The 25,582-nt window shown below is 53.6% G+C and carries 23 protein-coding genes and 2 pseudogenes; 15 read left to right on the top strand and 10 right to left on the bottom strand.

Annotated elements, in window-relative coordinates; genetic code table 11:
- Window positions 1–115 precede the first annotated feature (115 nt).
- The 4 genes from silR (at window position 116) to N6P30_RS07375 (ending at window position 3,443) form a co-directional block, all read left to right on the top strand.
- The gene (gene silR / locus N6P30_RS07390; protein ID WP_000697968.1) at window positions 116–796 is read left to right on the top strand and encodes a copper/silver response regulator transcription factor SilR; all 681 of its coding nucleotides are present in this window, start codon (window positions 116–118) and stop codon (window positions 794–796) included.
- Window positions 789–2,270 carry a copper/silver sensor histidine kinase SilS gene (gene silS, locus N6P30_RS07385; RefSeq protein WP_001377740.1) on the top strand — a complete coding sequence of 494 codons (1,482 nt, stop codon included), beginning with the start codon at window positions 789–791 and terminating at the stop codon, window positions 2,268–2,270. Before silR ends, silS begins: the two co-directional genes overlap by 8 nt.
- A 244-nt stretch (window positions 2,271–2,514) precedes the next feature.
- Window positions 2,515–2,946, top strand: coding sequence for a silver-binding protein SilE (silE, locus tag N6P30_RS07380; RefSeq protein WP_000790485.1), 432 nt, complete (start codon window positions 2,515–2,517; stop codon window positions 2,944–2,946).
- Between the two features lie 146 nt (window positions 2,947–3,092).
- Entirely contained in the window at window positions 3,093–3,443 is a 351-nt protein-coding gene (locus N6P30_RS07375; protein WP_000647571.1) for a DUF305 domain-containing protein, read from the top strand.
- A 168-nt stretch (window positions 3,444–3,611) separates the two neighbouring features.
- On the opposite strand, the pseudogene N6P30_RS07370 reads toward N6P30_RS07375, so the two are convergent.
- The 4 genes and pseudogenes from N6P30_RS07370 to N6P30_RS07355 all read right to left on the bottom strand — a co-directional run.
- Window positions 3,612–3,737: pseudogene (locus N6P30_RS07370) on the bottom strand (ATP-dependent endonuclease); the annotation flags it as partial.
- A pseudogene (locus N6P30_RS07365) lies at window positions 3,737–4,870 on the bottom strand (hypothetical protein); the annotation flags it as partial. The pseudogenes N6P30_RS07365 and N6P30_RS07370, both read right to left, overlap by 1 nt.
- Window positions 4,857–5,699: a TnsA endonuclease N-terminal domain-containing protein gene (locus tag N6P30_RS07360; RefSeq protein ID WP_000090707.1), complete on the bottom strand. Its 843-nt coding sequence runs from the start codon at window positions 5,697–5,699 to the stop codon at window positions 4,857–4,859. The pseudogene N6P30_RS07365 and the gene N6P30_RS07360, both read right to left, overlap by 14 nt.
- Before the next feature lie 143 nt (window positions 5,700–5,842).
- The gene (locus tag N6P30_RS07355; protein WP_023294754.1) at window positions 5,843–7,045 is read right to left on the bottom strand and encodes an NAD(P)/FAD-dependent oxidoreductase; all 1,203 of its coding nucleotides are present in this window, start codon (window positions 7,043–7,045) and stop codon (window positions 5,843–5,845) included.
- Between the two features lie 228 nt (window positions 7,046–7,273).
- Between N6P30_RS07355 and pitA the strand changes: the two genes are divergently transcribed.
- Both pitA and N6P30_RS07345 read left to right on the top strand, forming a co-directional pair.
- Window positions 7,274–8,773, top strand: a complete 1,500-nt coding sequence (gene pitA / locus N6P30_RS07350; protein WP_008503116.1) for an inorganic phosphate transporter PitA — start codon at window positions 7,274–7,276, stop codon at window positions 8,771–8,773.
- Window positions 8,774–8,952: 179 nt separating this feature from the next.
- The gene (locus tag N6P30_RS07345) at window positions 8,953–9,360 is read left to right on the top strand and encodes a hypothetical protein (RefSeq protein ID WP_023294755.1); all 408 of its coding nucleotides are present in this window, start codon (window positions 8,953–8,955) and stop codon (window positions 9,358–9,360) included.
- Between the two features lie 43 nt (window positions 9,361–9,403).
- Here N6P30_RS07345 and uspB read toward each other — a convergent pair whose 3' ends face one another.
- Entirely contained in the window at window positions 9,404–9,739 is a 336-nt protein-coding gene (uspB, locus tag N6P30_RS07340) for a universal stress protein UspB (RefSeq protein WP_003861224.1), read from the bottom strand.
- A 282-nt stretch (window positions 9,740–10,021) separates the two neighbouring features.
- On the opposite strand from uspB, the gene uspA reads away from it, so the two are divergent.
- Window positions 10,022–10,459, top strand: a complete 438-nt coding sequence (gene uspA, locus N6P30_RS07335; protein ID WP_003861223.1) for a universal stress protein UspA — start codon at window positions 10,022–10,024, stop codon at window positions 10,457–10,459.
- Window positions 10,460–10,550: 91 nt separating this feature from the next.
- Here the strand turns inward: uspA and rsmJ are convergent, their stop codons facing one another.
- Both rsmJ and prlC read right to left on the bottom strand, forming a co-directional pair.
- Complete coding sequence (rsmJ, locus tag N6P30_RS07330; RefSeq protein WP_021242153.1) at window positions 10,551–11,303, bottom strand: 16S rRNA (guanine(1516)-N(2))-methyltransferase RsmJ; 753 nt, start codon at window positions 11,301–11,303, stop codon at window positions 10,551–10,553.
- Between the two features lie 7 nt (window positions 11,304–11,310).
- The gene (gene prlC / locus N6P30_RS07325) at window positions 11,311–13,353 is read right to left on the bottom strand and encodes an oligopeptidase A (RefSeq protein WP_023294757.1); all 2,043 of its coding nucleotides are present in this window, start codon (window positions 13,351–13,353) and stop codon (window positions 11,311–11,313) included.
- Window positions 13,354–13,560: 207 nt separating this feature from the next.
- Here prlC and N6P30_RS07320 point away from each other — a divergent pair, with 207 nt between their 5' ends.
- From N6P30_RS07320 to N6P30_RS07310, 3 genes are all read left to right on the top strand, one after another.
- The gene (locus tag N6P30_RS07320) at window positions 13,561–14,403 is read left to right on the top strand and encodes a 23S rRNA (adenine(2030)-N(6))-methyltransferase RlmJ (protein ID WP_021242151.1); all 843 of its coding nucleotides are present in this window, start codon (window positions 13,561–13,563) and stop codon (window positions 14,401–14,403) included.
- 71 nt (window positions 14,404–14,474) lie between these two features.
- Window positions 14,475–15,827 (top strand): glutathione-disulfide reductase, encoded by a 1,353-nt coding sequence (gorA, locus tag N6P30_RS07315; protein WP_023294758.1) that lies wholly within the window; start codon window positions 14,475–14,477, stop codon window positions 15,825–15,827.
- Window positions 15,828–16,010: 183 nt separating this feature from the next.
- Window positions 16,011–17,660 (top strand): alpha,alpha-trehalase, encoded by a 1,650-nt coding sequence (locus N6P30_RS07310; protein WP_008503121.1) that lies wholly within the window; start codon window positions 16,011–16,013, stop codon window positions 17,658–17,660.
- 59 nt (window positions 17,661–17,719) lie between these two features.
- Here the strand turns inward: N6P30_RS07310 and N6P30_RS07305 are convergent, their stop codons facing one another.
- Window positions 17,720–19,309 carry an STY4199 family HEPN domain-containing protein gene (locus tag N6P30_RS07305; protein ID WP_023294759.1) on the bottom strand — a complete coding sequence of 530 codons (1,590 nt, stop codon included), beginning with the start codon at window positions 19,307–19,309 and terminating at the stop codon, window positions 17,720–17,722.
- 147 nt (window positions 19,310–19,456) lie between these two features.
- Here N6P30_RS07305 and N6P30_RS07300 point away from each other — a divergent pair, with 147 nt between their 5' ends.
- Window positions 19,457–19,996: a GNAT family N-acetyltransferase gene (locus N6P30_RS07300; RefSeq protein WP_023294760.1), complete on the top strand. Its 540-nt coding sequence runs from the start codon at window positions 19,457–19,459 to the stop codon at window positions 19,994–19,996.
- A gap of 71 nt (window positions 19,997–20,067) precedes the next feature.
- Window positions 20,068–20,406 (top strand): lysozyme, encoded by a 339-nt coding sequence (locus N6P30_RS07295; protein ID WP_008503124.1) that lies wholly within the window; start codon window positions 20,068–20,070, stop codon window positions 20,404–20,406.
- Here the strand turns inward: N6P30_RS07295 and N6P30_RS07290 are convergent.
- Both N6P30_RS07290 and N6P30_RS07285 read right to left on the bottom strand, forming a co-directional pair.
- On the bottom strand, window positions 20,385–20,987 hold the full coding sequence (locus N6P30_RS07290) for a response regulator transcription factor (protein WP_023294761.1): 603 nt from the start codon (window positions 20,985–20,987) through the stop codon (window positions 20,385–20,387). The genes N6P30_RS07295 and N6P30_RS07290 overlap by 22 nt on opposite strands.
- Window positions 20,988–21,141: 154 nt before the next feature.
- Window positions 21,142–21,900, bottom strand: a complete 759-nt coding sequence (locus tag N6P30_RS07285; RefSeq protein ID WP_023294762.1) for an SDR family NAD(P)-dependent oxidoreductase — start codon at window positions 21,898–21,900, stop codon at window positions 21,142–21,144.
- Window positions 21,901–22,019: 119 nt separating this feature from the next.
- Here N6P30_RS07285 and N6P30_RS07280 point away from each other — a divergent pair, with 119 nt between their 5' ends.
- The 3 genes from N6P30_RS07280 (at window position 22,020) to N6P30_RS07270 (ending at window position 25,578) form a co-directional block, all read left to right on the top strand.
- Window positions 22,020–22,919: a LysR family transcriptional regulator gene (locus tag N6P30_RS07280; RefSeq protein ID WP_008503127.1), complete on the top strand. Its 900-nt coding sequence runs from the start codon at window positions 22,020–22,022 to the stop codon at window positions 22,917–22,919.
- Between the two features lie 50 nt (window positions 22,920–22,969).
- Window positions 22,970–23,995 (top strand): inner membrane protein YhjD, encoded by a 1,026-nt coding sequence (gene yhjD, locus N6P30_RS07275; RefSeq protein WP_008503128.1) that lies wholly within the window; start codon window positions 22,970–22,972, stop codon window positions 23,993–23,995.
- 260 nt (window positions 23,996–24,255) lie between these two features.
- On the top strand, window positions 24,256–25,578 hold the full coding sequence (locus N6P30_RS07270) for an MFS transporter (RefSeq protein ID WP_008503129.1): 1,323 nt from the start codon (window positions 24,256–24,258) through the stop codon (window positions 25,576–25,578).
- Window positions 25,579–25,582 lie beyond the last annotated feature (4 nt).

The raw sequence follows: 25,582 nt of genomic DNA, 5'->3' as shown, positions 1-25,582 counted from the left end.
ACGCTCTCTGTTTGCCGGGTGACAGGATAATGACAATGTTGTCATTTTTGCTGTAATCCGTTGATAACGATCGTGGGCGAAATAGAATGACATTAGCAGCCAGCCGGGGAGCAAGATGAAAATATTGATCGTCGAAGACGAAATTAAAACAGGTGAATATCTCAGCAAAGGGCTTACAGAGGCAGGGTTCGTAGTGGATCACGCTGATAATGGTCTTACCGGATATCATCTCGCCATGACAGCCGAGTATGATTTAGTCATTCTGGATATCATGCTACCTGATGTGAACGGCTGGGATATCATCCGCATGCTGCGCACTGCCGGAAAGGGTATGCCGGTCTTACTGCTGACAGCCCTCGGCACGATCGAACATAGGGTCAAAGGACTGGAACTGGGTGCGGACGATTATCTGGTTAAACCCTTTGCGTTTGCCGAACTGCTCGCCCGGGTGAGAACCCTTCTGAGGCGGGGAAACACGATGATCACGGAAAGCCAGTTTAAGGTGGCTGACCTCTCGATTGATCTCGTATCCAGAAAAGTCAGTCGCGCCGGAAACCGCATTGTGCTCACCAGTAAAGAGTTCAGCCTGCTGGAATTCTTCATTCGCCATCAGGGAGAGGTTCTTCCCCGCTCCCTGATTGCCTCTCAGGTCTGGGACATGAATTTTGACAGCGACACTAATGCGATCGATGTCGCAGTAAAGCGACTCCGCGCTAAAATAGACAACGATTACGAGACAAAGCTGATCCAGACAGTCCGGGGCGTGGGCTACATGCTGGAGGTCCCGGATGCATAGCAAACCTTCCAGACGCCCTTTCTCACTCGCTCTGCGGCTGACCTTTTTTATCAGCCTGTCCACGATACTGGCTTTTATCGCATTCACCTGGTTTATGCTGCATTCTGTTGAAAATCATTTTGCCGAGCAGGATGTCAGCGATCTTCAACAAATCAGCACCACACTGAACCGTATACTGCAGTCCCCGGTGGATCCGGATGATAAAAAAATAAGCAAAATAAAGGAATCAATTGCCAGCTACCGCAACGTTGCCCTTTTGCTCCTCAATCCCAGGGGGGAAGTGCTCTTTAGCTCAGCTCAGGGGGCGGCACTACGCCCGGCAGTGAATTCAGCAGATTTTAGCGAGCACAGCCGCGCACGGGATGTCTTTCTCTGGACGGTGGAGGATCCTGCGGGACCGATGGATACCGGGTCCAAAATGAAGATGGAAACATACAGGATTATCGCCTCCTCTGGTCAGGCGATATTTCAGGGCAAACAGCAGAACTATGTCATGCTGACTGGCCTATCCATTAATTTCCATCTCCATTACCTCGATGCGCTGAAAAAGAACCTGATTGCGATTGCCGTCGTGATAAGCCTGTTGATTGTTCTGATCATTCGAATCGCTGTCCGTCAGGGGCACCTGCCCCTTCGTAATGTCAGCAATGCCATTAAAAACATCACCTCCGAGAATCTTGATGCGCGACTGGAACCGACACGCGTTCCCATTGAGCTGGAGCAACTGGTTATCTCGTTCAATCATATGATTGGAAAGATTGAGGATGTCTTTACCCGCCAGGCCAATTTCTCTGCCGATATCGCGCATGAGATCAGAACGCCCATCACCAATCTGGTGACGCAGACTGAAATCGCACTGAGTCAGGATCGAACACAGAGGGAACTTGAGGATGTCCTCTATTCCAGTCTTGAAGAGTATAACCGGATGACCAAAATGGTCAGCGATATGCTGTTCCTGGCACAGGCAGATAATAATCAGCTGATACCTGACAGGGTCATGTTTGACCTCAGAGCGGAAGTCATGAAAGTCTTCGAGTTTTTCGAAGCCTGGGCCGAAGAACGCAATATCACGCTCAAATTTAACGGGATGCCCTGCCTGGTTGAGGGAGATCCACAAATGTTCAGAAGGGCGATCAATAATCTGTTATCCAATGCCCTGCGTTATACCCCGGAGGGACAGGCAATCACCGTCTCAATAAGAGAGCAGGAGAGCTTTTTTGACCTTGTGATTGAAAATCCGGGGAAACCAATCCCTGAAGAGCATTTATCAAGGTTGTTTGACCGTTTTTATCGGGTGGATCCGTCCAGACAACGAAAAGGAGAAGGCAGCGGCATCGGCCTTGCGATTGTGAAGTCAATCGTGGAAGCACATCACGGAAGAGTGCAGGTGGAATCGGACGTACACTCAACGCGTTTTATCTTATCCGTGCCCAGACTGGAGAAAATGATTCCGGACACCCAGTGCTGGGAATAAAGATTTAAATGACAAAGATGTCATTAGCCTGTCATGCAGCAAACAGAAGCCATTCGATATAATTAGTGCAACTTATCAGGAAGGCTGGATTGCTTTATCAATATCCGGCGTCAGTGGACGCCAGGAAATGAATATCCAGTCCCCTCCCGGAGAAATAAACACTTCCGAACCTGTTTCAGTTATGGAACTGAAAACACCGGTTGTACTCCCCCGGACATCACTAATTAAGAAATGGAGAGTTATCATGAAAAATATCGTATTAGCATCCTTGCTGGGCTTTGGCTTAATTTCTTCGGCCTGGGCCACTGAAACCGTGAATATCCATGAGCGGGTCAACAATGCACAGGCACCTGCTCACCAGATGCAGTCTGCTGCGGCTCCTGTCGGGATCCAGGGGACTGCACCTCGTATGGCCGGTATGGACCAGCATGAACAGGCCATTATTGCTCATGAAACCATGACGAACGGGTCGGCGGATGCGCACCAGAAAATGGTGGAAAGTCATCAGAGGATGATGGGAAGTCAGACCGTTTCCCCTACCGGGCCGTCGAAGTCATTAGCGGCAATGAATGAGCATGAAAGAGCTGCAGTTGCCCATGAATTTATGAATAACGGTCAGTCTGGCCCACATCAGGCCATGGCCGAAGCGCATCGTCGCATGCTCAGTGCAGGCTGACGGCGAGGGAAGTATCTGTGCTGTCCTTATTTCCTTGATAGATTTTTCCGTAACCGGATATATGGCAACATCTTTGCCCCCTACAGGGGCATTTTTATCAGATTCTGCTACAGTTAACGGGCATCAACGCTAAAAGGATATTTTTTATGAAAGCCAGAAACACTTTATTTGCAGTATTAATGTTATCCCTGCCAGCGATTTCAGCAGAACATTCAGAAATGAAAATGACTGATATGTCTACCTCGGCTTCGTCACAGGAATATATGGCTGGCATGAAAGACATGCATGACAAAATGATGGCTGCCGTAAATGAGTCCGATCCCGACAAGGCTTTTGCGAAAGGCATGGTAGCGCACCATGAAGGGGCAATAGCAATGGCTGAGACCGAGCTCAAATACGGAAAAGATCCGAAAATGAGAAAGCTCGCGCAGGACATCATTAAAGCTCAAAAAGGTGAAATTGAGCAGATGAATAAATGGCTTGATAGTCAAAAGTAAACATTGTAGAAATGTCACGACAAGCGTGATTTTACATCGTTCCTGGGCGCGGGAGTCGGTTAATCTTTATATAATTCAAACCCGATTAATTTCGGGTTTTTACTACTCTGTACTCCGGTCCTTTGTTGAGGACCGGAATATATGCACCTGAGATGCTTATTTAATACATTATCTCGTCATGGATACAATGTCGCTCAGGATCTCAACCAGCTCGCTTCTCTCCTGCGTTCCGTCATGATAGGTTGATCTTGAGATGATTCTTTCTGATGTCATCTGAGGCCAGAATTTATCTAGGGAATGTGAGAACAAGGCCAATCATCATCAGTAATAGAGATTCCAAATAATCTACAATATTCTTTTTTTGGCATAAAGCAATTTGCTAACGCTTGTCGGGCGGCTCGCCATGAAGCATGGTATAAAGAAACATGAAGGCCAACAATCATTCTTGTTGCACGATCCACCACTGTATAAATAGTAGGACGCCCAATGACTTTTCGTCTGTTTAAACTCGAAATAAGATGTACATCAGCGACAGTTGAGTCTATTTCGAAAACATCACCCGGCAAAACAGTTGTATTAGCCACACTACCTAAAAGCGCCCGCATTTTGAGGTCTATTTCTTTTTTCGTGTTCTTCTTATTTATCGAGAAATCTTTAGTGAAGAGTTTTTTATTCCAGTATGAAAATTGTTTTAAAGAAGGAACATATGGAGCTCTATTTTCTAGGTTTGCTGTTTTAATTTCATCCCTAAAATACAAATCAATATGTCTCTCTAATGTTTTCTTTATCGTATCTCCGTTAACTTTATAATGATACGTAATGAGAGATTTTCTAATATTATTTATATCTCTTTCATTAAGAATGAAAACACGTGATCGTTCATTAGGTAATGCTCTGTTTTTTTTGGAATTCCCAAGTTTAATTTCATGTTTGATTCTACTTTTCCCAGCGGCGCCACAGTTCGAGAATGCGGGTAGCAATGCATAAATATCCTGCCCATGTCGCCAATACAACGCCAGAAGCGTTCTGATAGTATATTGTGATATTTTTTTATTTCTTGAGTAATCCATTAAAAGGTGCGACTTTTTATGTAATGCATAGTCGAACAGAAACATTCTGTCATCTACAAGATCTTTAATGATATTGTAATTTTCATCTCGCCTTCCTCTGTCTTTATCTGTTAATTCTTTCTCATCTACTAACATATATGAAGGATATATATAATCTTTACAAGTTATGCTATTTGATTCAATATAATATTTAAACATTGAAAATGAGAAAGGGATTGGCTTACCCGTTCTTTCTGATTTTATTTTAAACAAAATTAACAAATCGACCTTTCTGTCAAAATCCAAAACACGGTAAAGTCCCTCTGCAAGCAAATCAGTGCCTTGAGAGAGCCAGACTGAATTCCTAATAATATCCATTTGCGTTCAGTCCTATATAGTGGTCATTGGAAATTATCTTTATCAGACCGGTTTCGAGTATTGGATATGATAAATCAACATTTATCATTTTTAATCCAATCATTGCCTGCAATAACATCATCGCTTCTTGTGCATCTACCCCAAAGATTGATGAAATCATTGCACGTAGTCCTACTATGGGATAAACATCTGGTTTAAGCTTCCATAGGATTTTATCAAGAGGATATTTATCATAAAATTCAGAACCATCTCTTAATACAGAAGTAGCCCAGCAAATGTTTTTACCGACGACGTTATTGAGTTCCGAGCCAACATAAATTTGAAACTCAACATCAATCAACTGCCAAAACATCCTCTCTATTTCAAGTTTTTGGGCTTCGCGTTCAGGTATGCTCTCGTTATGTTTTACTGCTATAGCTTTGTATCGAAGTCCGCCTTCAGGAGTTCTCAAGGTCAGTAAAAAATCGGTTGTCATAACATTCAGAACTTCGACAGGTACTCCTCTTACTCCCCTCACCATAGGATGTTGAAAATGTAGATGATTTGCTATTTGTTGGGTAAGCCGGAGAGGAAAGAGTGGGAATTGTTCCCGGATATCAATCACCGAGTCATTAAACTCAGCCAGATAGAAAAAGTTACTTTCGACAGAAGAAAGGAGATGATGGTTTCGAAACGTCTTAAGGCCAAAGACTATCGAACGGTTTCCACGGGATTTAACGTCCTGAGCTCTAAGCCAGGGCTGATAACTTTGGCCATAGCCCACTCCTATGCCGTCACCTAGCGCATTTTCATAATCCAAATAGGATTTGAGACGCCTACCCCTAGCCATGATCGTACCCTAAAAACGACATTGATACGTACCTATATGTGTATTTTATAGTCTCCAACCCTATAACCACACATTCAGTAATGTATACAACATTAGCGTCGTTTTTTGAGAATGGTTACAACTTTAGTGCTTTGTGTACAACTTTATTGTCCTCGGACATCTGCCAGCGCCTGAGCACACGCCCAGGCACTTGCCCAGGCCCACTGGAAGTTATACCCGCCGAGCCAGCCGGTCACGTCCATCACTTCACCGATGAAGTAGAGCCCCGGCACGTTGCGCGCTTCCATGGTACGGGAAGAGAGTTCATTCGTGTCGACTCCGCCCAGCGTGACTTCCGCCGTGCGGTAGCCCTCCGTGCCGTTTGGCTGCACGCGCCAGTTTGTTAGCGTCTCGACCAGCGTTTCCTGCTCGCGGCTGTTAAGCTGCTTTAGCGACACGTCGGGGATCTGCCCCAGCACCTGCAAACATTCTACCAGACGCTTCGGCAGCTGCATTGCCAGGGTGTTTTTCAGGCTCTGATTCGGGTGCGCCGCACGCTGCTCGTTGAGGAAGGCATCCAGATCGCAATCGGGGAGCAGGTTAACCGTGACAAACTCCCCCGGCTGCCAGTAGCTGGAGATTTGCAGGACCGCCGGGCCGGAGAGGCCGCGATGGGTAAAGAGCAGGTTTTCGCGAAACACCGTGCCGTCTTCGGCGGTGATAACGGCGGGAACGGACACGCCAGACAGCGTCTGAAGCTGTTCCAGAAGCGGTTTATGCAGCGTGAACGGCACCAGCCCGGCGCGCGTAGGCAGGACTTTCAGGCCAAACTGCTCGGCGATTTTATAGCCGAACGGGGAAGCGCCCAGCCCAGGCATAGACAGGCCGCCGCTGGCAATCACCAGATTATCGGCGCTGACGGTTTCACCGTTGAGCTGCAGCGTGTAGCCCTGGTCATCGCGGGAAACGTCCAGCACTTCGGTGCGCAGGCGCATGACCACGCCGCCCTTCTCGCACTCGGCCACCAGCATATCGACAATCTGCTGGGCGGAGTCGTCGCAGAACAGCTGGCCCAGCGTCTTCTCATGCCATGCGATACCGTGCTTACCCACCAGGTCGATAAAGTCCCACTGGGTATAACGCGCCAGCGCAGATTTACAAAAATGACGGTTTTGGCTCAAATAGGCCGCGGGTTCAACATACAGGTTAGTAAAGTTGCAGCGCCCGCCGCCGGACATCAGGATCTTGCGGCCTGGCTTTTTACCGTTATCCAGCAGCAGCACGCGACGACCCGCCTGTCCGGCCATTGCCGCACAAAACATACCCGCCGCACCGGCGCCAATTACCACGGCATCAAACCTTTCCACGTCAAAACCCTCTTTGTTAACTGCCGCGGATTGTAAAGTTTCCTCTGTGGTCACACCAGCGTAAAAAGATATTACAAAGCCATTCCATTGAAATTTAAAGAATATCCTTTCAGGCACTTTTCTCAAATCAGGTGGTATGTCAAAAAAAGTCTATATTTCACTTTGCCCGTTGCGCATTTGTCCTGGATAATGCGCCGCGTTCATGTCCTCAAAATGGCGTAACGTCCTATGCTACATTTGTTTGCCGGCCTGGATTTACATACCGGGCTTTTACTCTTGCTTGCTCTGGTTTTTGTACTGTTTTACGAAGCGATCAACGGCTTCCACGACACTGCAAACGCAGTAGCGACGGTTATCTACACTCGCGCAATGCGATCGCAGCTTGCGGTTGTTATGGCGGCGGTATTTAACTTTTTTGGTGTCCTCCTGGGCGGACTGAGCGTTGCGTATGCGATTGTGCATATGCTGCCAACAGATCTGCTGCTTAACGTAAGTTCTGGCCATGGCCTCGCTATGGTGTTCTCAATGCTGCTTGCTGCAATTATCTGGAACCTCGGTACCTGGTATTTCGGCCTGCCTGCATCCAGTTCTCACACCCTCATCGGCGCGATTATCGGTATCGGGTTAACCAACGCCCTCATGACCGGTACATCGGTTGTTGATGCGTTAAATATTCCGAAAGTACTGGGGATCTTTGCCTCTCTCATCGTCTCCCCTATCGTGGGTCTGGTGGTGGCGGGCGGGCTGATCTTCATCCTGCGTCGTTACTGGAGCAATACCAAAAAACGCTCCCGTATTCACCTGACGCCGGCAGAGCGTGAAAAGAAAGACGGCAAGAAAAAGCCGCCATTCTGGACGCGTATTGCCCTGATCATTTCCGCTATCGGTGTGGCTTTCTCACACGGCGCGAACGATGGTCAGAAAGGCATTGGTCTGGTGATGCTGGTACTGATCGGTGTTGCTCCGGCAGGCTTCGTGGTTAACATGAACGCCTCCGGCTACGAAATCACCCGTACCCGCGATGCGGTCAACAACGTTGAAACTTATTTCCAGCAGCACCCTGAGCTGCTGAAAAAAGCGACCGGCGTTGACCAGTTAATCCCGTCTCCGGAAGCCGGTGCCACGACTGCACCTGGCGAATTCCACTGCCATCCGGCTAACGCGATTAACGCGCTGGAACGTGCCAAAGGCATGCTGGGCAATATCGAAAGTTATGACAAACTGACCGTTGAGCAGCGTGGTCAGCTGCGTCGCATTATGCTGTGCATCTCTGATGTGACGGATAAAGTGGCGAAGCTGCCAGACGTGAATGCTGACGACCAGCGTCTCCTGAAGAAACTGAAAGGCGATATGCTCAACACCATTGAGTACGCGCCAATCTGGATCATCATGGCGGTCGCGCTGGCACTCGGTATCGGTACGATGATTGGCTGGCGCCGCGTGGCGACCACCATCGGCGAGAAGATCGGTAAGAAAGGCATGACCTATGCGCAGGGTATGTCCGCGCAGATGACGGCGGCAGTGTCTATCGGTCTGGCGAGCTACACCGGTATGCCGGTATCCACCACCCACGTACTCTCCTCGTCCGTGGCAGGTACCATGATTGTTGACGGTGGCGGCCTGCAGCGCAAAACCGTGACCAACATTCTGATGGCCTGGGTGTTCACCCTTCCGGCGTCCATCCTGCTGTCTGGCGGGCTGTACTGGATTTCGCTGAAGCTGATTTAATCGGTTAAAGGCGACAAAAAAGCGGGTCAGGAAACTGACCCGCTTTTTTTATGGCTATTGTGCTACTTAATCCATTACTGTGATTAGGAAAATCTGAACACAATCTGTTCAGATTTTTACTGCACAAATAACTATTATCCCCGCGAATGATCTCAGTTCCCCTCATGACGGAAAAAACTATGCCATTCAAAACGGCGACTAAATGGATTCATCGCCTTGTTACCGTTTCGCTTCTGGCGCTGGTCATTGGATTTTTGTGGCTCAACCACCAGCCCAACCGGCAAGAGAGCGATGAATTACAACACGTTTATAAATTATCTGACAGCGTCTGGCTCTATATGACCGTGAACAATCAGGGTGACGCAACCGTACCCACAATCTACCGTTACTATCTTTCGGAAAAGATAACAGGGAAAGACACCGACATTATCCATCAGTTGGCTAAGAAGCATCCTGTCATTGAAGGTACGGGTACAATTACTGCGGCCAGCATTGATACAAACGGAGACGTTAACATCGCCTATAGCGGGAAGGTTACTTCGATTGAGACCAATATCTCCAATCTGCGGTTCTCAGTGAAGCCCTGAACCAGAGGAAAGAAGGCGGGGCTGACCCCGCCTGGTGTGGTAATCAGTGCCAAATCATCAATGCAATCATGCTGACCACGACCAGCCCGCACAGGGCACTGGTCAAAATGAACTGACGACGCAGGCGCTCGCAGCGACGGATAAATTCTTCATCGTGATGATCGCGGTAGCGCTGGTAGTAGATATATCCCACCAGACGCATCTGTTTGCTGGGCTGTCCATGCGAGGTGAAGAACCCTCCACCGTCCACATACTGATAAAGCAACGGATCGCAACCACGAAGTACCACTAACAGCGCACGTAACGATGAGAAGTAGCGCGCCATATTCACTATGCAAACTACGCATAACGCCCAAAACAATGCGACGGTGCTAATCATACATCCTCCCCGGCGTCCGCCCACGAAGCAAGGCTTCTGAGCTACCGCACCCCAATGCCCTGACAGACGTTCAGTGAAAGAATGACCAAAAGTCGATCCGGTTCGCGTTTTAATATCCGAACGGCTCATTTAATAGTGTAGGAGATCCGTTAATTTTTTTGCCACAAGGTTAATCGTTATCAACACCAAAGCTTGAAAAATATGTTTAACTGGGCCGTAATGAAAGCATCAGACGACGGCTTTCCCATTTAGTCATCGATAACTTAAGGAAGGAGTAACACTATGGCTTACAAACACATTCTCATCGCGGTAGACCTCTCCCCCGAGAGCAAAGTGCTGGTTGATAAAGCGGTATCCATGGCACGTCCCTACAACGCGAAAGTTTCGCTGATTCACGTTGATGTGAATTACTCCGACCTCTACACCGGTCTGATCGACGTCAATCTGGGCGATATGCAGAAGCGTATCTCCGAAGAGACGCACCACGCCCTGAGCGAACTGTCCACCAACGCGGGCTACCCGATTACCGAAACCCTGAGCGGCAGCGGCGACCTGGGCCAGGTATTGGTTGATGCGATCAAGAAATACGACATGGACCTGGTGGTGTGCGGTCACCACCAGGACTTCTGGAGCAAGCTGATGTCTTCCGCTCGCCAGCTGATTAATACCGTTCACGTGGATATGCTGATTGTTCCGCTGCGTGACGAAGAAGACGAGTAAGTGCAAAAAAGCCCGGTGCGCTAACGCTTACCGGGCCTACAGGCGGCACGAAATGTAGGCCCGGTAAGGCGAAGCCGCCACCCGGCTTTTTTTATTCCGGTGTCCCCGAATAAATATCAAACCGGTGCCCTTTGGTGGTCACCGCGTTGGTCGTGGCAACGTCCGCCAGAGGCGGCGCATAGTCAGGGCGCTTGACCACCACCCGCTTCGTCGCCAGCTGACGAGCCGGTTCCAGCAGGCCATCCGCATCCAGATCAGGCCCCACCAGAGACTGAAACACCCGCATCTCTTTCTTCACCAGCGCGCTTTTCTGCTTGTGCGGAAACATCGGGTCGAGATAGACGACCTGCGGGCGCGGGGTGATATCGGTCAGCGCCGTCAGGCTCGAGGCATGGATCAGCTGCAATCGTTCCTGCAACCACGGCCCGATTTCCGGGTCCGCGTAGCCACGCGTCAGACCATCGTCCAGCAACGCGGCCACCACCGGATTACGTTCCAGCATCCGCACATGACAGCCGACAGACGCCAGCACAAACGCATCGCGCCCCAGCCCCGCCGTGGCATCCACCACGTCCGGCAGATAGCTTCCTTTAATCCCAACCGCTTTCGCCACCGCTTCGCCGCGACCGCCGCCGAACTTGCGCCGGTGCGCCATGGCCCCGCCGACAAAATCGACAAAAATCCCGCCGAGCTTCGGTTCGTCGCGCTTACGTAATTCGAGATGTTCTGGTGTCATCACCAGCGCCATCAGGTTATCTTCATCGTGCTCCAGCCCCCAGCGGGCGGCCAGAACAGATAAGGCGCCGTCTCCGGCGCCTGTTTCATCCACTAAGCAGATCTTCACGTAACAATCAGCCTTTGATCCCGTAATGCTCAAGCATCGCGTCCAGCTGCGGCTCGCGCCCGCGGAAGCGTTTGAACAGCACCATTGGCTCTTCGGAACCGCCGCGGGTCAGGATGTTGTCGAGGAACGACTGGCCGGTTTCGCGGTTGAAAATCCCCTCTTCTTCGAAACGAGAGAAGGCATCCGCCGCCAGCACGTCGGCCCACAGGTAGCTGTAGTACCCCGCCGCATAGCCGCCTGCGAAGATGTGGCTGAACGCGTGCGGGAAACGACCCCAGGTTGGCCCAGGGATCACCGCGACCTGCTTTTTAATCTCCGCCAGGGTTTCAAGGATTTTCGCCCCCTGCTCCGGGCTGAACTCGGCGTGCAGGCGGAAGTCGAACAGGCCGAACTCCAGCTGGCGCAGGATAAACATCGCCGCCTGGTAGTTCTTCGCCGCCAGCATTTTATCCAGCAGTTCTTTCGGCAGCGGTTCACCGGTCTCGTAGTGGCCGGAGATAAACGCCAGCGCGTCCGGCTCCCAGCACCAGTTTTCCATAAACTGGCTCGGCAGCTCGACCGCATCCCACGGCACACCGCTGATGCCGGCGACGCCTGCGGTTTCGATGCGGGTCAGCATATGGTGCAGACCGTGACCGAACTCGTGGAACAGGGTGATCACTTCGTCGTGGGTGAACAGCGCAGGTTTGCCGTTCACCGGACGGTTGAAGTTACAGGTCAGGTAGGCGACCGGCTTCTGCAGGGAACCGTCTGCTTTACGCATCTGGCCCACGCAGTCGTCCATCCACGCCCCGCCGCGCTTGTTCTCACGCGCGTAGAGATCGAGGTAGAAGCTGCCGCGCAGTTCGTTTTTCTCGTCATACAGCTCGAAGAAGCGCACGTCCGGATGCCAGACGTCGATATCGGTACGCTCTTTGGCGGTGATGCCATAGATGCGCTTCACCACTTCAAACAGGCCGTTAACGGCTTTGTTTTCCGGGAAGTACGGGCGCAGCTGCTCGTCGCTGATGCTGTAGAGGTGCTGCTTCTGTTTTTCGCTGTAGTAAGCAATGTCCCACGGCTGCAGCTCGTCCACGCCGAACTCCGCTTTCGCGAAGGCGCGCAGCTGGGCCAGCTCTTTTTCACCCTGCGGACGGGCGCGTTTCGCCAGATCGGTCAGGAAGTCGAGCACCTGCTGCGGGTTTTCCGCCATTTTGGTGGCGAGAGATTTGTCGGCGTAGTTTTCAAAGCCCAGCAGCTGCGCCAGCTCGTGGCGCAGGGCGAGGATTTCCGCCATGACCGGGCTGTTGTCCCACTTACCGGCATTCGGCCCCTGATCGGAGGCGCGGGTGCTGTAGGCGCGGTACATCTCTTCGCGAAGCGCCTGGTTTTCGCAGTAGGTCATCACCGGCAGATAGCTTGGGATATCCAGGGTTAACAGGTAGCCGTCCTGCTCTTTCGCTTCGGCCTGCGCTTTTGCCGCCGCCAGCGCGCTTTCCGGCATGCCGGAAAGCATAGCTTCGTCGGTAATCAGCTTCGTCCAGCCCATGGTGGCGTCAAGGACGTTGTTGCTGTACTGGTTGCCCAGCTCGGACAGGCGCGCGGCGATTTCACCGTAGCGGGTCTGCTTCTCTTTTGGCAGGCCAATCCCGGACAGCTCAAAATCACGCAGGGCGTTATCGACCGATTTTTTCTGCGCGGTATTCAGCTCGGCGTAGTGATCGCCGTCGCGCAGGTCGCGGTAGGCTTTGTAGAGCCCTTCGTGCTGGCCGACCCAGGTGCTGTACTCAGAGAGCAGCGGCAGGGTTTGCTCGTAGGCTTCGCGCAGCTCCGGGCTGTTTTTTACCGAGTTCAGGTGGCTCACCGGGGAGAAGATACGCCCCAGCACGTCGTCCACTTCGGCCAGCGGCTGACACAGATTTTCCCAGGTGTACGGCCCGCCCTGCGCGACCACGCTTTCTACCGCCGCGCGGCAGTTGTCCAGCGATTGCGTAACCGCTGGAACCACATGCTCGGGGAGGATTTTAGAAAACGGTGGCAACGAAAAAGGCGTCAGTAATGGATTGGTCATAAACGCTGTCCTGTTGAAAGAGGTGAATGAAGCGCGCATCCGGCGCTGTGCATATGCGATCTAGAATGGGGTTAAGTGTAGAGGATTTCAATGCCAGACGTGGCGGAAAAGAGCCCGGTGGCGCTGCGCTTACCGGGCCTGCGGGTAATCTGCGCCGTTCTGCTGTAAACTGTGGCAAATCGTCAATTCAGCGGAATATCATTACCCATGCTCAGTTATCGCCACAGCTTCCACGCAGGCAACCACGCCGACGTCCTTAAACACACCGTTCAGAGCCTGATCATCGAATCGCTCAAAGAGAAAGAAAAGCCGTTTCTCTATCTGGACACGCACGCGGGCGCGGGCCGTTATCAGCTGAGCGGCGAGCATGCCGAGCGTACCGGTGAATATCTGGAAGGGATCGCCCGCATCTGGCAGCAGGACGACCTGCCTGCCGAGCTGGAGCCGTACATCGGCGTGGTGAACCACTTCAACCGCAACGGCCAGCTGCGTTACTACCCGGGATCCCCGCTGATTGCCCGCCAGCTGCTGCGCGAGCAGGACAGCATCCAGCTGACCGAGCTGCACCCGAGCGACTTCCCGCTGCTGCGTTCTGAATTCCAGAAAGACAGCCGCGCCCGCGTGGAAAAAGCCGACGGCTATCAGCAGCTGAAAGCCAAGCTGCCGCCGGTTTCCCGTCGTGGCCTGATACTGATCGACCCGCCGTACGAAATCAAAACCGACTATCAGGCGGTGGTGACGGGTATTCACGAAGGCTACAAACGCTTCGCCACCGGGACATACGCCCTGTGGTATCCGGTGGTGCTGCGCGCGCAAATCAAACGCATGATCAAAGACCTGGAAGCCACCGGCATCCGCAAAATCCTGCAGATCGAGCTGGCCGTGCGTCCGGACAGCGACCAGCGCGGCATGACCGCCTCGGGCATGATCGTCATTAACCCGCCGTGGAAGCTCGAAGCGCAGATGAACAACGTGCTGCCGTGGCTGCACAAAACGCTGGTGCCAGCCGGTACGGGCCATACCTCCGTCAGTTGGATCGTGCCGGAGTAATCGCAGCCATCGGTGGAAACTATTGATTTCAGGTATACAATCGCGGCAATTCACGATTAAGGACAAAAGCTATGACTAAGCATTATGACTACATCGCCATCGGCGGCGGCAGCGGCGGCATCGCCTCCATCAACCGCGCGGCCATGTACGGCCAGAAGTGTGCGCTGATTGAAGCCAAAGCGCTGGGCGGCACCTGCGTGAACGTGGGTTGTGTACCGAAAAAGGTGATGTGGCATGCGGCGCAAATCCGTGAAGCTATCCATATGTATGGCCCGGACTACGGCTTTGACACCACCATCAACCACTTCGACTGGGACAAACTGATCGCCAGCCGTACCGCCTACATCGACCGTATTCACACCTCCTACGACAACGTGCTGGGTAAAAATAACGTCGACGTTATCCACGGTTTCGCCCGCTTTGTGGACGCGAAAACGATCGAAGTGAACGGTGAGACGATCACCGCCGATCACATCCTGATCGCCACCGGCGGCCGTCCGAGCCACCCGAACATCCCGGGCGTGGAATACGGCATCGACTCTGACGGTTTCTTCGAACTGCCTGCCCTGCCTAAGCGCGTTGCCGTGGTGGGCGCGGGTTACATCGCGGTGGAGCTGGCTGGCGTGATTAACGGTCTGGGTGCCGAAGCGCACCTGTTCGTGCGTAAACACGCGCCGCTGCGCAGCTTCGATCCGCTGATCGTTGATACGCTGGTTGAAGTGATGAACACCGAAGGCCCAACCCTGCATACCAACGCCGTGCCAAAAGCGGTGGTGAAAAATGCAGACGGCAGCCTGACGCTGGAGCTGGAGGATGGCCGCAGCCAGACCGTCGATTGCCTGATCTGGGCGATTGGCCGTGAACCGGCGAACGATAACTTCAATCTGGGCGTGACCGGCGTGAAAACCGACGAAAAAGGGTACATCGTCGTCGATAAATTCCAGAACACCAGCGTACCGGGCATTTATGCGGTCGGCGATAACACCGGTGCCGTTGAGCTGACCCCGGTTGCCGTTGCGGCGGGTCGTCGTCTTTCCGAGCGCCTGTTTAACAACAAGCCGGACGAGCATCTGGACTACAGCAACATCCCGACCGTGGTCTTCAGCCACCCGCCAATCGGCACCGTCGGCTTAACCGAGCCGCAGGCGCGCGAGCAGTATGGCGACGACCAGGTGAAAGTGTATAAATCCGCGTTTACCGCGATGTATACCGCCGTTACCTCCCACCGCCAGCCGTGCCGCATGAAGCTGGTCTGCGTCGGCCCGGACGAGAAGATTGTCGGTATTCACGGCGTCGGCTTCGGCATGGATGAGATCCTGCAGGGCTTTGCGGTAGCGCTGAAGATGGGCGCGACCAAGAAAGACTTCGACAACACCGTGGCGATCCACCCTACGGCGGCGGAAGAGTTTGTCACCATGCGTTAATGCATAAGCCCCTCTCCGGAGGGGCTTTTTTTATTCACATTCATAAATCGTTGCAAAACGAATGCTCCGAAAAGAGTGATCTACCGCACATATCCCTCCACATCTACCGAAGCGAATGTCTACGCTTATAAGACGCCCGGATAAACCTGTCTTTTGAACACACAACCGGAGGTCCCTATCACCATGTTCAACCAGAAACTACAGGCTACCGAGAACATCGAATTCGAGATTGCAGAAGAGCTGCGCTACGAGACCGATCCCTGCGAGTTGAAACTGGATGAAATGATTGAGGCGGAGCCGGAACCCGAGATGATCGAGGGGCTACCCGCCTCCGATGCACTGACGCCCGCAGACCGCTATCTTGAACTGTTTGAGCACGTGCAGTCCTCGCGCCTGTTCACGGACAGCAAAACCTTTCCCGACTGCGCACCGAAGATGGATCCGCTGGATATCCTGATCCGCTACCGCAAGGTCAGACGCCACCGGGATTTCGACCTGCGCCAGTTTGTGGAAAACCACTTCTGGCTGCCGGAGACCTACAGTACGGAATATGTCTCCGACCCCGGTCTGTCCCTCAAAGAGCACATTGACAGCCTGTGGCCGGTGCTGACGCGCGAGCCGCAGGATCATATTCCCTGGTCTTCCCTGCTGGCGCTGCCCCAAGCCTATATCGTTCCCGGCGGACGATTCAGCGAGACCTACTACTGGGATTCCTATTTCTCCATGCTGGGGCTGGCGGAGAGCGGTCGTAACGATCTGCTGAAATGTATGGCGGATAACTTCGCCTGGCTGATTGAACGCTACGGGCATATTCCCAACGGCAACCGTACCTATTATCTCAGCCGCTCCCAGCCGCCGGTCTTTGCGCTGATGGTGGAGCTGTTTGAGGAGGACGGCGTTCGCGGTGCGAAACGCTATCTGGAACACCTCAAAATGGAGTACGCCTTCTGGATGGACGGCGCGGAGTCGCTCCTGCTTAACCAGGCCTACCGCAGCGCCGTGCGTATGCCGGACGGCTCGTTGCTCAACCGCTACTGGGATGACCGTGATACCCCGCGCGATGAATCGTGGATTGAGGATGTGGAAACTGCCCGCCATTCGGGCCGTCCGCCAAACGAGGTGTATCGCGACCTGCGCGCCGGGGCGGCGTCCGGCTGGGACTATTCCTCCCGCTGGCTGCGCGATCCGTCGCGGCTCGCCAGCATCCGCACGACGCAGTTTATCCCCATCGATCTGAACGCCTTCCTGTACAAGCTGGAAAGCGCAATCGCCAACATCTCGGCGTCGAAAGGGGATAAAGAGACGGCAGACCTGTTCCGCCAGAAAGCCAGCGATCGCCGCGAGGCGGTGAACCGCTATCTGTGGGACGAGGAGAGCGGCTGTTACCGCGACTACGACTGGCGACGCGAAGAGCTGGCGCTGTTTTCTGCCGCCAGCATTGTGCCGCTGTATGTCGGCATGGCGACCCATGAGCAGGCCGAGCGCCTGTCGGATGCGGTCAAGGCGCGACTGCTGACGCCGGGCGGGATTCTGGCGACCGAGTACGAAACCGGCGAGCAGTGGGATAAACCCAACGGCTGGGCGCCGCTGCAGTGGATGGCGATCCAGGGGTTCAAGCAGTACGGCAACGACTCGCTGGGGGATGAAATCGCCTGGAGCTGGCTGCATACGGTGAACCATTTTTATCAGACGCATCATAAGCTGATTGAGAAGTACCACATCGCCAGCAGCACGCCGCGCGAAGGGGGCGGGGGTGAGTATCCGCTGCAGGATGGTTTCGGCTGGACGAACGGCGTGGTGCGGCGGCTGATTGGGTTGTATGGGGAGCCTTGAATAGGGTGCGGTCTGGTGCCCTCACCCCGGCCCTCTCCCACGGGGAGAGGGAGGAGAAATCAGCGAATCACCTCATAAATGGCGCTCTGAATAGACTGCCATTTTTTGGTGGTGGCATCCGGCTGTGACTTCGCACGGCGTGTGGCCATGTCGAGATCGTGCTGCTGGCGTTTCACCACCGCTGGCACGGTGCAGAAAGCTTTGAGGTACTCTTTACGTACCGAGGTCAGAGACTCGCCGTTCGACATCGCGTGGCTGAGCGTGTTGATGAAGCGCCGACACGGCTTCTCCTCCACCATGTTTTGCCGGTAGCGTAGCATCAGCTCCAGCACGTCGTCATAGCCTGCCGACATCGCCTCTTCGGTCCAGGACAGCTTCCAGTCCATACCGCCCTGCAAAAAGAGCTGGGTCACGCGGGTGTCGTTGCGGTTAATGGCCGAGCGGAAATTATTCTCGTCCCAGGTCACTCCCATGCGCGTGAGCGTTTCGCGCGAGGAAGGTGTCTCACGCATTTCCTGTGGCGGCGCCGCTTCAGCCGCGCTGACGGCCGCAGGCTGCGGTTTACTGCTGGTCACCAGCCAGAAGCCTCCCGCCACGATGGCAATCACCATAACGCCAACCGCCCCCCATAACGCACCGGAAATGAGCTGCTCGCGTTGTTCGGGGGTGCGCGGCGCGCGCTGGGTCGGCTTTTCAATGGTGTCACGGACTTCAAACAGATCCCCACCGGTGACCCGATCCATTTTCTGCGCCTTTTCCCAGAAGGTATGCAGTTCGCTGGCATCTACCGCCATGAATCCCGCCGGATTGACGCGCGTTCTCCCCTCTTCAAACGCGCGTTGAACGGGCCGCGCGATCTGCGCATAGTAGTTATCCAGCAGCTGGATTTGCGCCGAGCTTAACGTTTTCTGGACGGTGATGTTGTTACGGATTTGCCGAATGTCATCGAGGAAGGTTTGCAGCGTTTTACGCGGTTCAACCAGCAGCGTCAGCATGGACGGGTCGCTGAACAGCGAAGCGTAATAGCGGCTGAACTCTTTTTTATCCACCAGCATTTGCGCCAGTTCGCTGAACATCATGCCGCTCAGGACATCGTTGATCTCGCCCAACTTCAGCCAGCGCCGTACGCGATCGGCGTTAAACAAAGTCTTGAGATGGTTATTCAGCCTTACCTGATCGGGCCAGGCCTGCTGGATGAGCCCTTTTATCATGAGCTCTATCGCCCGCACCTGCTTATGCGCCTGCTGCTGCTGGAGTTCGCTGCCCGGAGCCAGCTCCGTGCTGTAGGTCAACAGCGGCTGCTGCAGGCGAAGGTGCTCCAGCGCGGTGACAAAGCGCATCGCCGCAATCAGCTGGTTTTCACTCACATCCTGTCCGCTTTCATACTGCGGCACGCGCTGCTGCAGCAGGCGCAGCTGGAGCGTAAATTCCGACATCTCGGCATCATTCAGGTTGAGCTTTTTCGCCACGGCTCCCCAGCCGCCCAGGGCTAATCGCGCGCTGTCCAGTTGTTCCAGAAACCAGCGTGGATCTTTGCCCTCAGAAGCATGTACATTCAGAAGAAGCAAAATTTCCACCGACGCATGGCGAATGACCGCCAGACAGTGTTCGAACTGTTCGCGAACATGATGTGATGTGCTGAGAGTCATTGTTTTCCTTAAGCGACAACGAAGACATCCGGGTTGGCACGTAACGGCCTTTTTTCTTTTTATTTATACGCGGTTAACCATACCTGACTTTCTGTTGAAATAAAGTGACAACCCTAAAATCATTTAAAATGTTTCAGGAGAATCTGAATGCCGGTTTTAATTACCCCTCGCCTGAACTGCTCGCCTTTACAAGAAGAAGACTGGCCCTTTTTTCTGGCGCTACAGCAGCATCCCGACGTCATGCGCTTTGTGGCGGAAGACCGCCCCGTCGCGGCGATCCGCGAGGCGTTTGATTCGCGCCTGACGCCCTGGACGCCAGGGAGCGCGCACTGGCTGTGCCTCGTCGTGCGTGACGCCGCTTCCAGGGCTCCGTTGGGCGTCACCGGGTATATTCATCGGGAGGAGGATTGCGCTGAGGTCGGTTTTCTTTTCGCTCCCGAGGCACAGGGGAAAGGTTACGGCTTTGAATCCCTGAAAGCGCTTTGCGATTACGCTTTTCATCAGGGCGGTATACGTCGACTTACCGCCACCGTCACCGCCGGGAATATCGCCTCACGACGTCTGCTGGAAAAAGCCCGCTTTTGCCTGGAGGGCGAATTACGCGAGAGCTATTACCTTGCGGGACGTTGGCATAATGACTGGTTATTTGGTTTATTGCGGCAGGAATATCTGAATAACAATCCCTGATCAATAGCCATTTGGCGGATATTTCTCGTACCTCATTTCCTCTACAGTGTCGCCATTAAGAGGAAATGAATATGAAAGAGCATGCGCTGAAAATATCTTCTGCCGCCATCGCGTTAATAAAGAAACATCAGGGTCTTTCTCTGGAAAAATATCGTGACGAAAAAGGATTATGGGTTATCGGCTATGGCCACGTTATCCGCGATCAGGAGCATTTTCACGGCCCTGTCACACCTCTGGAGGCTGAGACTTTGTTGCGCGAAGATATCCGGTTGTGTGAAGCGCTGCTGCGGGAAAATATGACACGTCCATTAACCCAACAGCAGCATGATGCGCTGGTGATGATGATATTCAGTTTCGGAGAGATAACGTCGCTCCCAAACGCGCTTTTTCAGGCCGTCGCCCGGGTATAATACATGGCTGCCTGCGTTCTGTTTTTCACGTCCAGCCGCCGGAAAAGCGCCTCGAGGTGCGCTTTTACCGTGGCCGCACTGATGTTTAGATTGCGGCCAATCTCTTTATTCGACTCCCCCGCCGCCAGCAATTTCAAGACTTCGCGCTGGCGCTCGCTCAAGGATAATAATGCCTGAGGCGACGTCGGCTCTCTGACCCACTCTCCGGGAAAACAGACCATCCCTCTGGATACCGAATCCAGTACGGCGGAAAACCGTTCGGGATTGGCGTTTCGGGGAACAATGGCCATGACGTTTCGCTGCCGCAGCTGCTCAGCACATTTGGCCTCTTTTTTCGCCAAAATCAGAATCACACGTATCGCCGGAAAGCGATGCAGGATCGCTTCCAGCAAAGTGCTCCCTTCGTCCTGAATTAAATTCCCATCAATCATGACGATAGCCGACGGTGAAGCAGAAATCTGAGTCCATAAATCTTCTGCCTGACAGGTCCCAGTTATATTTATTTCCGGAATCAACCTCTGAAGACTGTGTATCGCTCCGTGAATAAAGAGTGACTGCCTGTCAAACATGATTACTCGCATCGTTTTTTCCCCTCTGAGAATAGCGAAGGGGGATTCTACAGAGGCATTATTTAAGAAAAAACTCAACGAATGGATACGTTACAAATCCCCGGTGTTCTTTATATCTGTCAGTATTTAGACACATTTATCTTAAGGATTTACTCAAGCGCATACCTCACAGGAACATACCTCCTGATACTTCAATACGTTGCGCATTCATCCAGCCCAGTTTGTCGCTGAGCAGTGCCGCAATGGCATCGCCGATATCGTCAGGCAGCCCCACCCGCCCCAGCGCCGTCTGGGACGCCAGCATCTGGTTGAGCTCCGCGTTGTCGCGCACGTGTCCGCCGCCAAAGTCGGTTTCTATCGCGCCAGGCGCAATGATATTGACGGAGATGCCGCGCGCGCCCAGCTCTTTCGCCTGATAACGCGTCAACACTTCCATTGCTCCTTTCATCGCCGCGTAGGTCGCCGATCCCGGCTGGGTAAAACGGGCCAGCCCGCTGGAGACGTTGAGGATCCGTCCGCCGTCGTTAAGCAGCGGCAGCAGGCGCTGCGTCAGGAAGAAAGGTCCTTTGAAATGAATGTTCAGCGCCTCATCAAACTGGGCTTCCGTCGTGTCGGTATAAGGCGCATATAAACCCGTCCCGGCATTGTTCAATAAATAGTCAAACGTTTCACGCTGCCAGACGCTCTTAAGGGTCTCATGAAGCTGTTGGGCAAAATGCTCAAAACTCGTCATATCCCCGACGTTGAGCTGCAATGCCGCCGCGTTAACGCCTTTTTCCTGAATTTCATGCACAACGTCCAGCGCTTCCTGCTGGCTGCGGTTGTAGGTCAGCACAATTCCCGTGCCGTCTGCCGCCAGCTTTAAGGCAGCGTTTTTACCCAAACCACGGCTACCACCCGTCACTAATGCGATACGTTCAGTCATCATAAACCTCGTTTTGGCTGTTATGGAGATTGAGTAAGAGCTTATTAGGTGATAGAAAATCAATAAAGATGAGTTAAAACGCTTCACTGTTTCAGCACAAACAACAATGAGCTACATCTATGGATAAAATTCACGCAATGCAGCTGTTTGTTCGCGTCGCGGAACTGGAGAGTTTTTCCCGCGCGGCAGAAACATTAACGTTGCCGAAAGGCAGCGTGTCACGACAGATTCAGGCCCTCGAAAACCGGCTTGGCACCCAGCTATTGCACCGCACCACCCGCCGCGTCAGCCTGACGCAGGACGGTATGGTCTATTACGAACGGGCAAAAGATCTGCTGGCAAACCTCGATGAGCTGGACGGTATGTTTCTGCACGATCCCTCCAGCATCAGCGGACGGCTCCGCGTGGATATGCCCGTCGCCGTAGCTCGAAATTTAGTCATCCCCAAACTCCCTGCTTTTCTGCAGCATTATCCGGGCATCGAGCTGGAGCTCAGCAGCAGCGATCGTCTGGTGGATGTGATCCGCGAAGGGTTTGACTGCGTGGTACGCGTCGGCACCCTGAAAGATTCAGGGCTTATTGCCCGACCGTTGGGCAAGCTGTCGGTGATTAACTGCGCCAGCCCGGATTATCTGGCGCGTTTTGGCTACCCGGAAACGCTGGACGATTTAGGCTCCCACGCCGTCATTCACTACACCGCTACGCTGGGAACTCGCCCACAGGGCTTTGAGTTTTATAACGGCAGTACGACGCAGTGGATAAAAACGGGAGGGGTGTTAACTGTTAACAGCACCGAAACTTACCAGGCTGCCTGCCTCGCCGGGCTGGGCATCATTCAGGTTCCGCGGGTTGGGGTGCGAGATTTACTGCGCGCGAAGAAACTGATTGAAATTCTCCCGCAATACCGGGCCGAACCAATGCCTGTCTCCCTGATTTATCCCCACCGGCGCAACCTCTCCCGCCGGGTACATCTGTTCATGGAGTGGCTGACCGAACTCACAAAAGCTTACGTGGACTAGTCGCAAGCTATAATTCAGTAACATCCAGCCAAACGAAAAGGAAAAGACGCGTGACGCCGGAAAATAACCCGCAACGACCCACCCAACATTTAGAGTATGAACCCATCAAGAAGATGGAGACCGAGCCGGAAGAGACCAGGTCTCCAGGTACCGCCAGCAAAGCGCTGGGGACCGTCACCGGCATTATCGCCAGAATTCAGCAGTTTCCCATGATTGCGCATCTGATACGTGCGACCGAACGCTTTAATGACCGCATGGGAAACCAGTTTGGTGCCGCCATCACCTATTTTTCCTTCCTGTCGATGATCCCAATCCTGATGGTGTCGTTTGCGGCGGCCGGTTTTGTGCTCGCGTCGCACCCGACGCTGTTGCAGGATATCTTTAACAAAATCCTGAATAACGTCAGTGATCCAACTCTTGCCAGCACGCTCAAAAGCACCATCAATACCGCCGTCCAGCAGCGCACTACCGTCGGTATCGTCGGTTTGCTGATTGCCCTTTACTCCGGCGTTAACTGGATGGGCAACCTGCGCGAGGCCATTCGCGCCCAGTCGCGCGATGTCTGGGAGCGTAAGCCGCAGGACCAGGAGAAGATTTGGGTGAAGTATCTCCGCGACTTTGTTTCGCTGATTGGCCTGCTCGTCGCGCTCATCGTGACGCTGTCCATTACCTCCGTGGCGGGCTCGGCGCAGCAGATGATCATCTCCGCGCTCTACCTTGATTACATCGAATGGCTGAAGCCCGCCTGGCGCAGCATTGGGCTGGCCATTTCCATCTTCGCCAACTACCTGCTGTTCTTCTGGATCTTCTGGCGCTTGCCGCGCCATCGTCCGCGCAAGAAGGCGCTGATCAGAGGGACACTGATCGCGGCGATAGGCTTTGAGGTGATTAAAATCGTGATGACCTACACCCTGCCCTCGCTGGTGAAATCCCCTTCCGGCGCGGCGTTCGGCTCGGTGCTGGGGTTAATGGCGTTCTTCTACTTCTTCGCACGTTTAACCCTGTTCTGCGCCGCGTGGATCGCCACTGCCGAGTACAAAGACGACCCGCGAATGCCGGGCAAAACGCACCGTTAACCCCTCTCCCGGGCTGAAATTTCAGCCCGATTCATCATTTCAGCATATAAATCCAGTCCGTAACTTTTATTTAACCGAAAACCAGTGTTATTGACTGATATTTAAAATCTGTGAAGCATTTCATAGACGTGTTTTGGCTGGCCTGAAAATTATCCGCTTTTTGTTGCTTTTATCACCAGGCCGCGGCTTTGTTACAGATTGAAATGTCGCTTTTGCTGTGCGTAATATGGCCTTTCGTTCGACAAAAATAAGAAAATATTATGCAAGCAACCGCCACCACACTCGACTCAGAAACGGAAAACGTTCCGGTAAATTCGCGCAATAAAGTTGTCGTCGCCTCGCTGATTGGCACCGCCATCGAGTTCTTCGACTTTTACATTTACGCCACCGCGGCGGTCATCGTCTTCCCGCACATTTTCTTCCCGCAGGGCGATCCGACGGCGGCCACGCTGCAGTCTCTGGCGACCTTTGCTATCGCGTTTGTTGCGCGTCCGATTGGCTCTGCGCTGTTTGGACACTTTGGCGATCGCATCGGACGCAAAGTCACGCTGGTGGCCTCGCTGCTGACGATGGGGATCTCCACCGTGGCCATCGGCCTGCTGCCGACGTATGAGACCATCGGCATTCTGGCGCCGGTCCTGCTGGCGCTGGCGCGTTTTGGTCAGGGTCTGGGACTGGGTGGTGAATGGGGTGGCGCGGCGCTGCTGGCCACCGAGAACGCCCCGGCGCGCAAGCGCGCACTGTATGGTTCCTTCCCGCAGCTTGGCGCACCGATTGGCTTCTTCTTCGCCAACGGGACGTTCCTGCTGCTCTCCTGGCTGCTGACGGATGAACAGTTCATGAGCTGGGGCTGGCGTATCCCGTTTGTCTTCTCAGCCGTGCTGGTGCTGATTGGCCTGTACGTGCGTGTTTCTCTGCATGAGACCCCTGTTTTCGCGAAAGTGGCCGCGGCGAACAAGCAGGTGAAGGTACCGCTGGGCACGCTGCTGACCAAACACGTCCGCGTGACCGTACTGGGCACGTTTATCATGCTGGCCACCTACACGCTGTTCTACATCATGACCGTTTACTCCATGACCTTCAGTACCGCCGCCGCGCCGGTTGGGCTGGGTCTGCCGCGTAACGAAGTGCTGTGGATGCTGATGATGGCGGTGATCGGATTTGGCGTGATGGTTCCGATTGCGGGCCTGCTCGCGGATAAGTTCGGTCGTCGCGCAAGCATGATCACCATCACCACGCTGATCGTTCTGTTTGCTCTGTTCGTCTTCCCGCCGCTGCTGGGTTCAGGCAGCCCGGCGCTGGTGATGGCCTACCTGCTGATTGGCCTGAGCCTGATGGGGCTGACCTTCGGCCCGATGGGTGCACTGCTGCCAGAGCTGTTCCCGACGGAAGTGCGTTATACCGGCGCGTCGTTCTCCTACAACGTCTCGTCTATTCTGGGCGCCTCCGTTGCGCCGTATATCGCCACCTGGCTGCAGGCAAATTACGGCCTGTTCTATGTGGGCGTTTATCTGGCGGCCATGGCGGCACTGACGCTGATTGCGCTACTGCTGACGCACGAGACGAAGCACCAGGCTCTGTAAGCTA

It is taken from the genome of Enterobacter sp. PL1, from assembly GCF_945957325.1.
Taxonomy (GTDB): domain Bacteria; phylum Pseudomonadota; class Gammaproteobacteria; order Enterobacterales; family Enterobacteriaceae; genus Enterobacter; species Enterobacter roggenkampii.
This window is presented reverse-complemented; position numbering and strand designations above follow the sequence as displayed.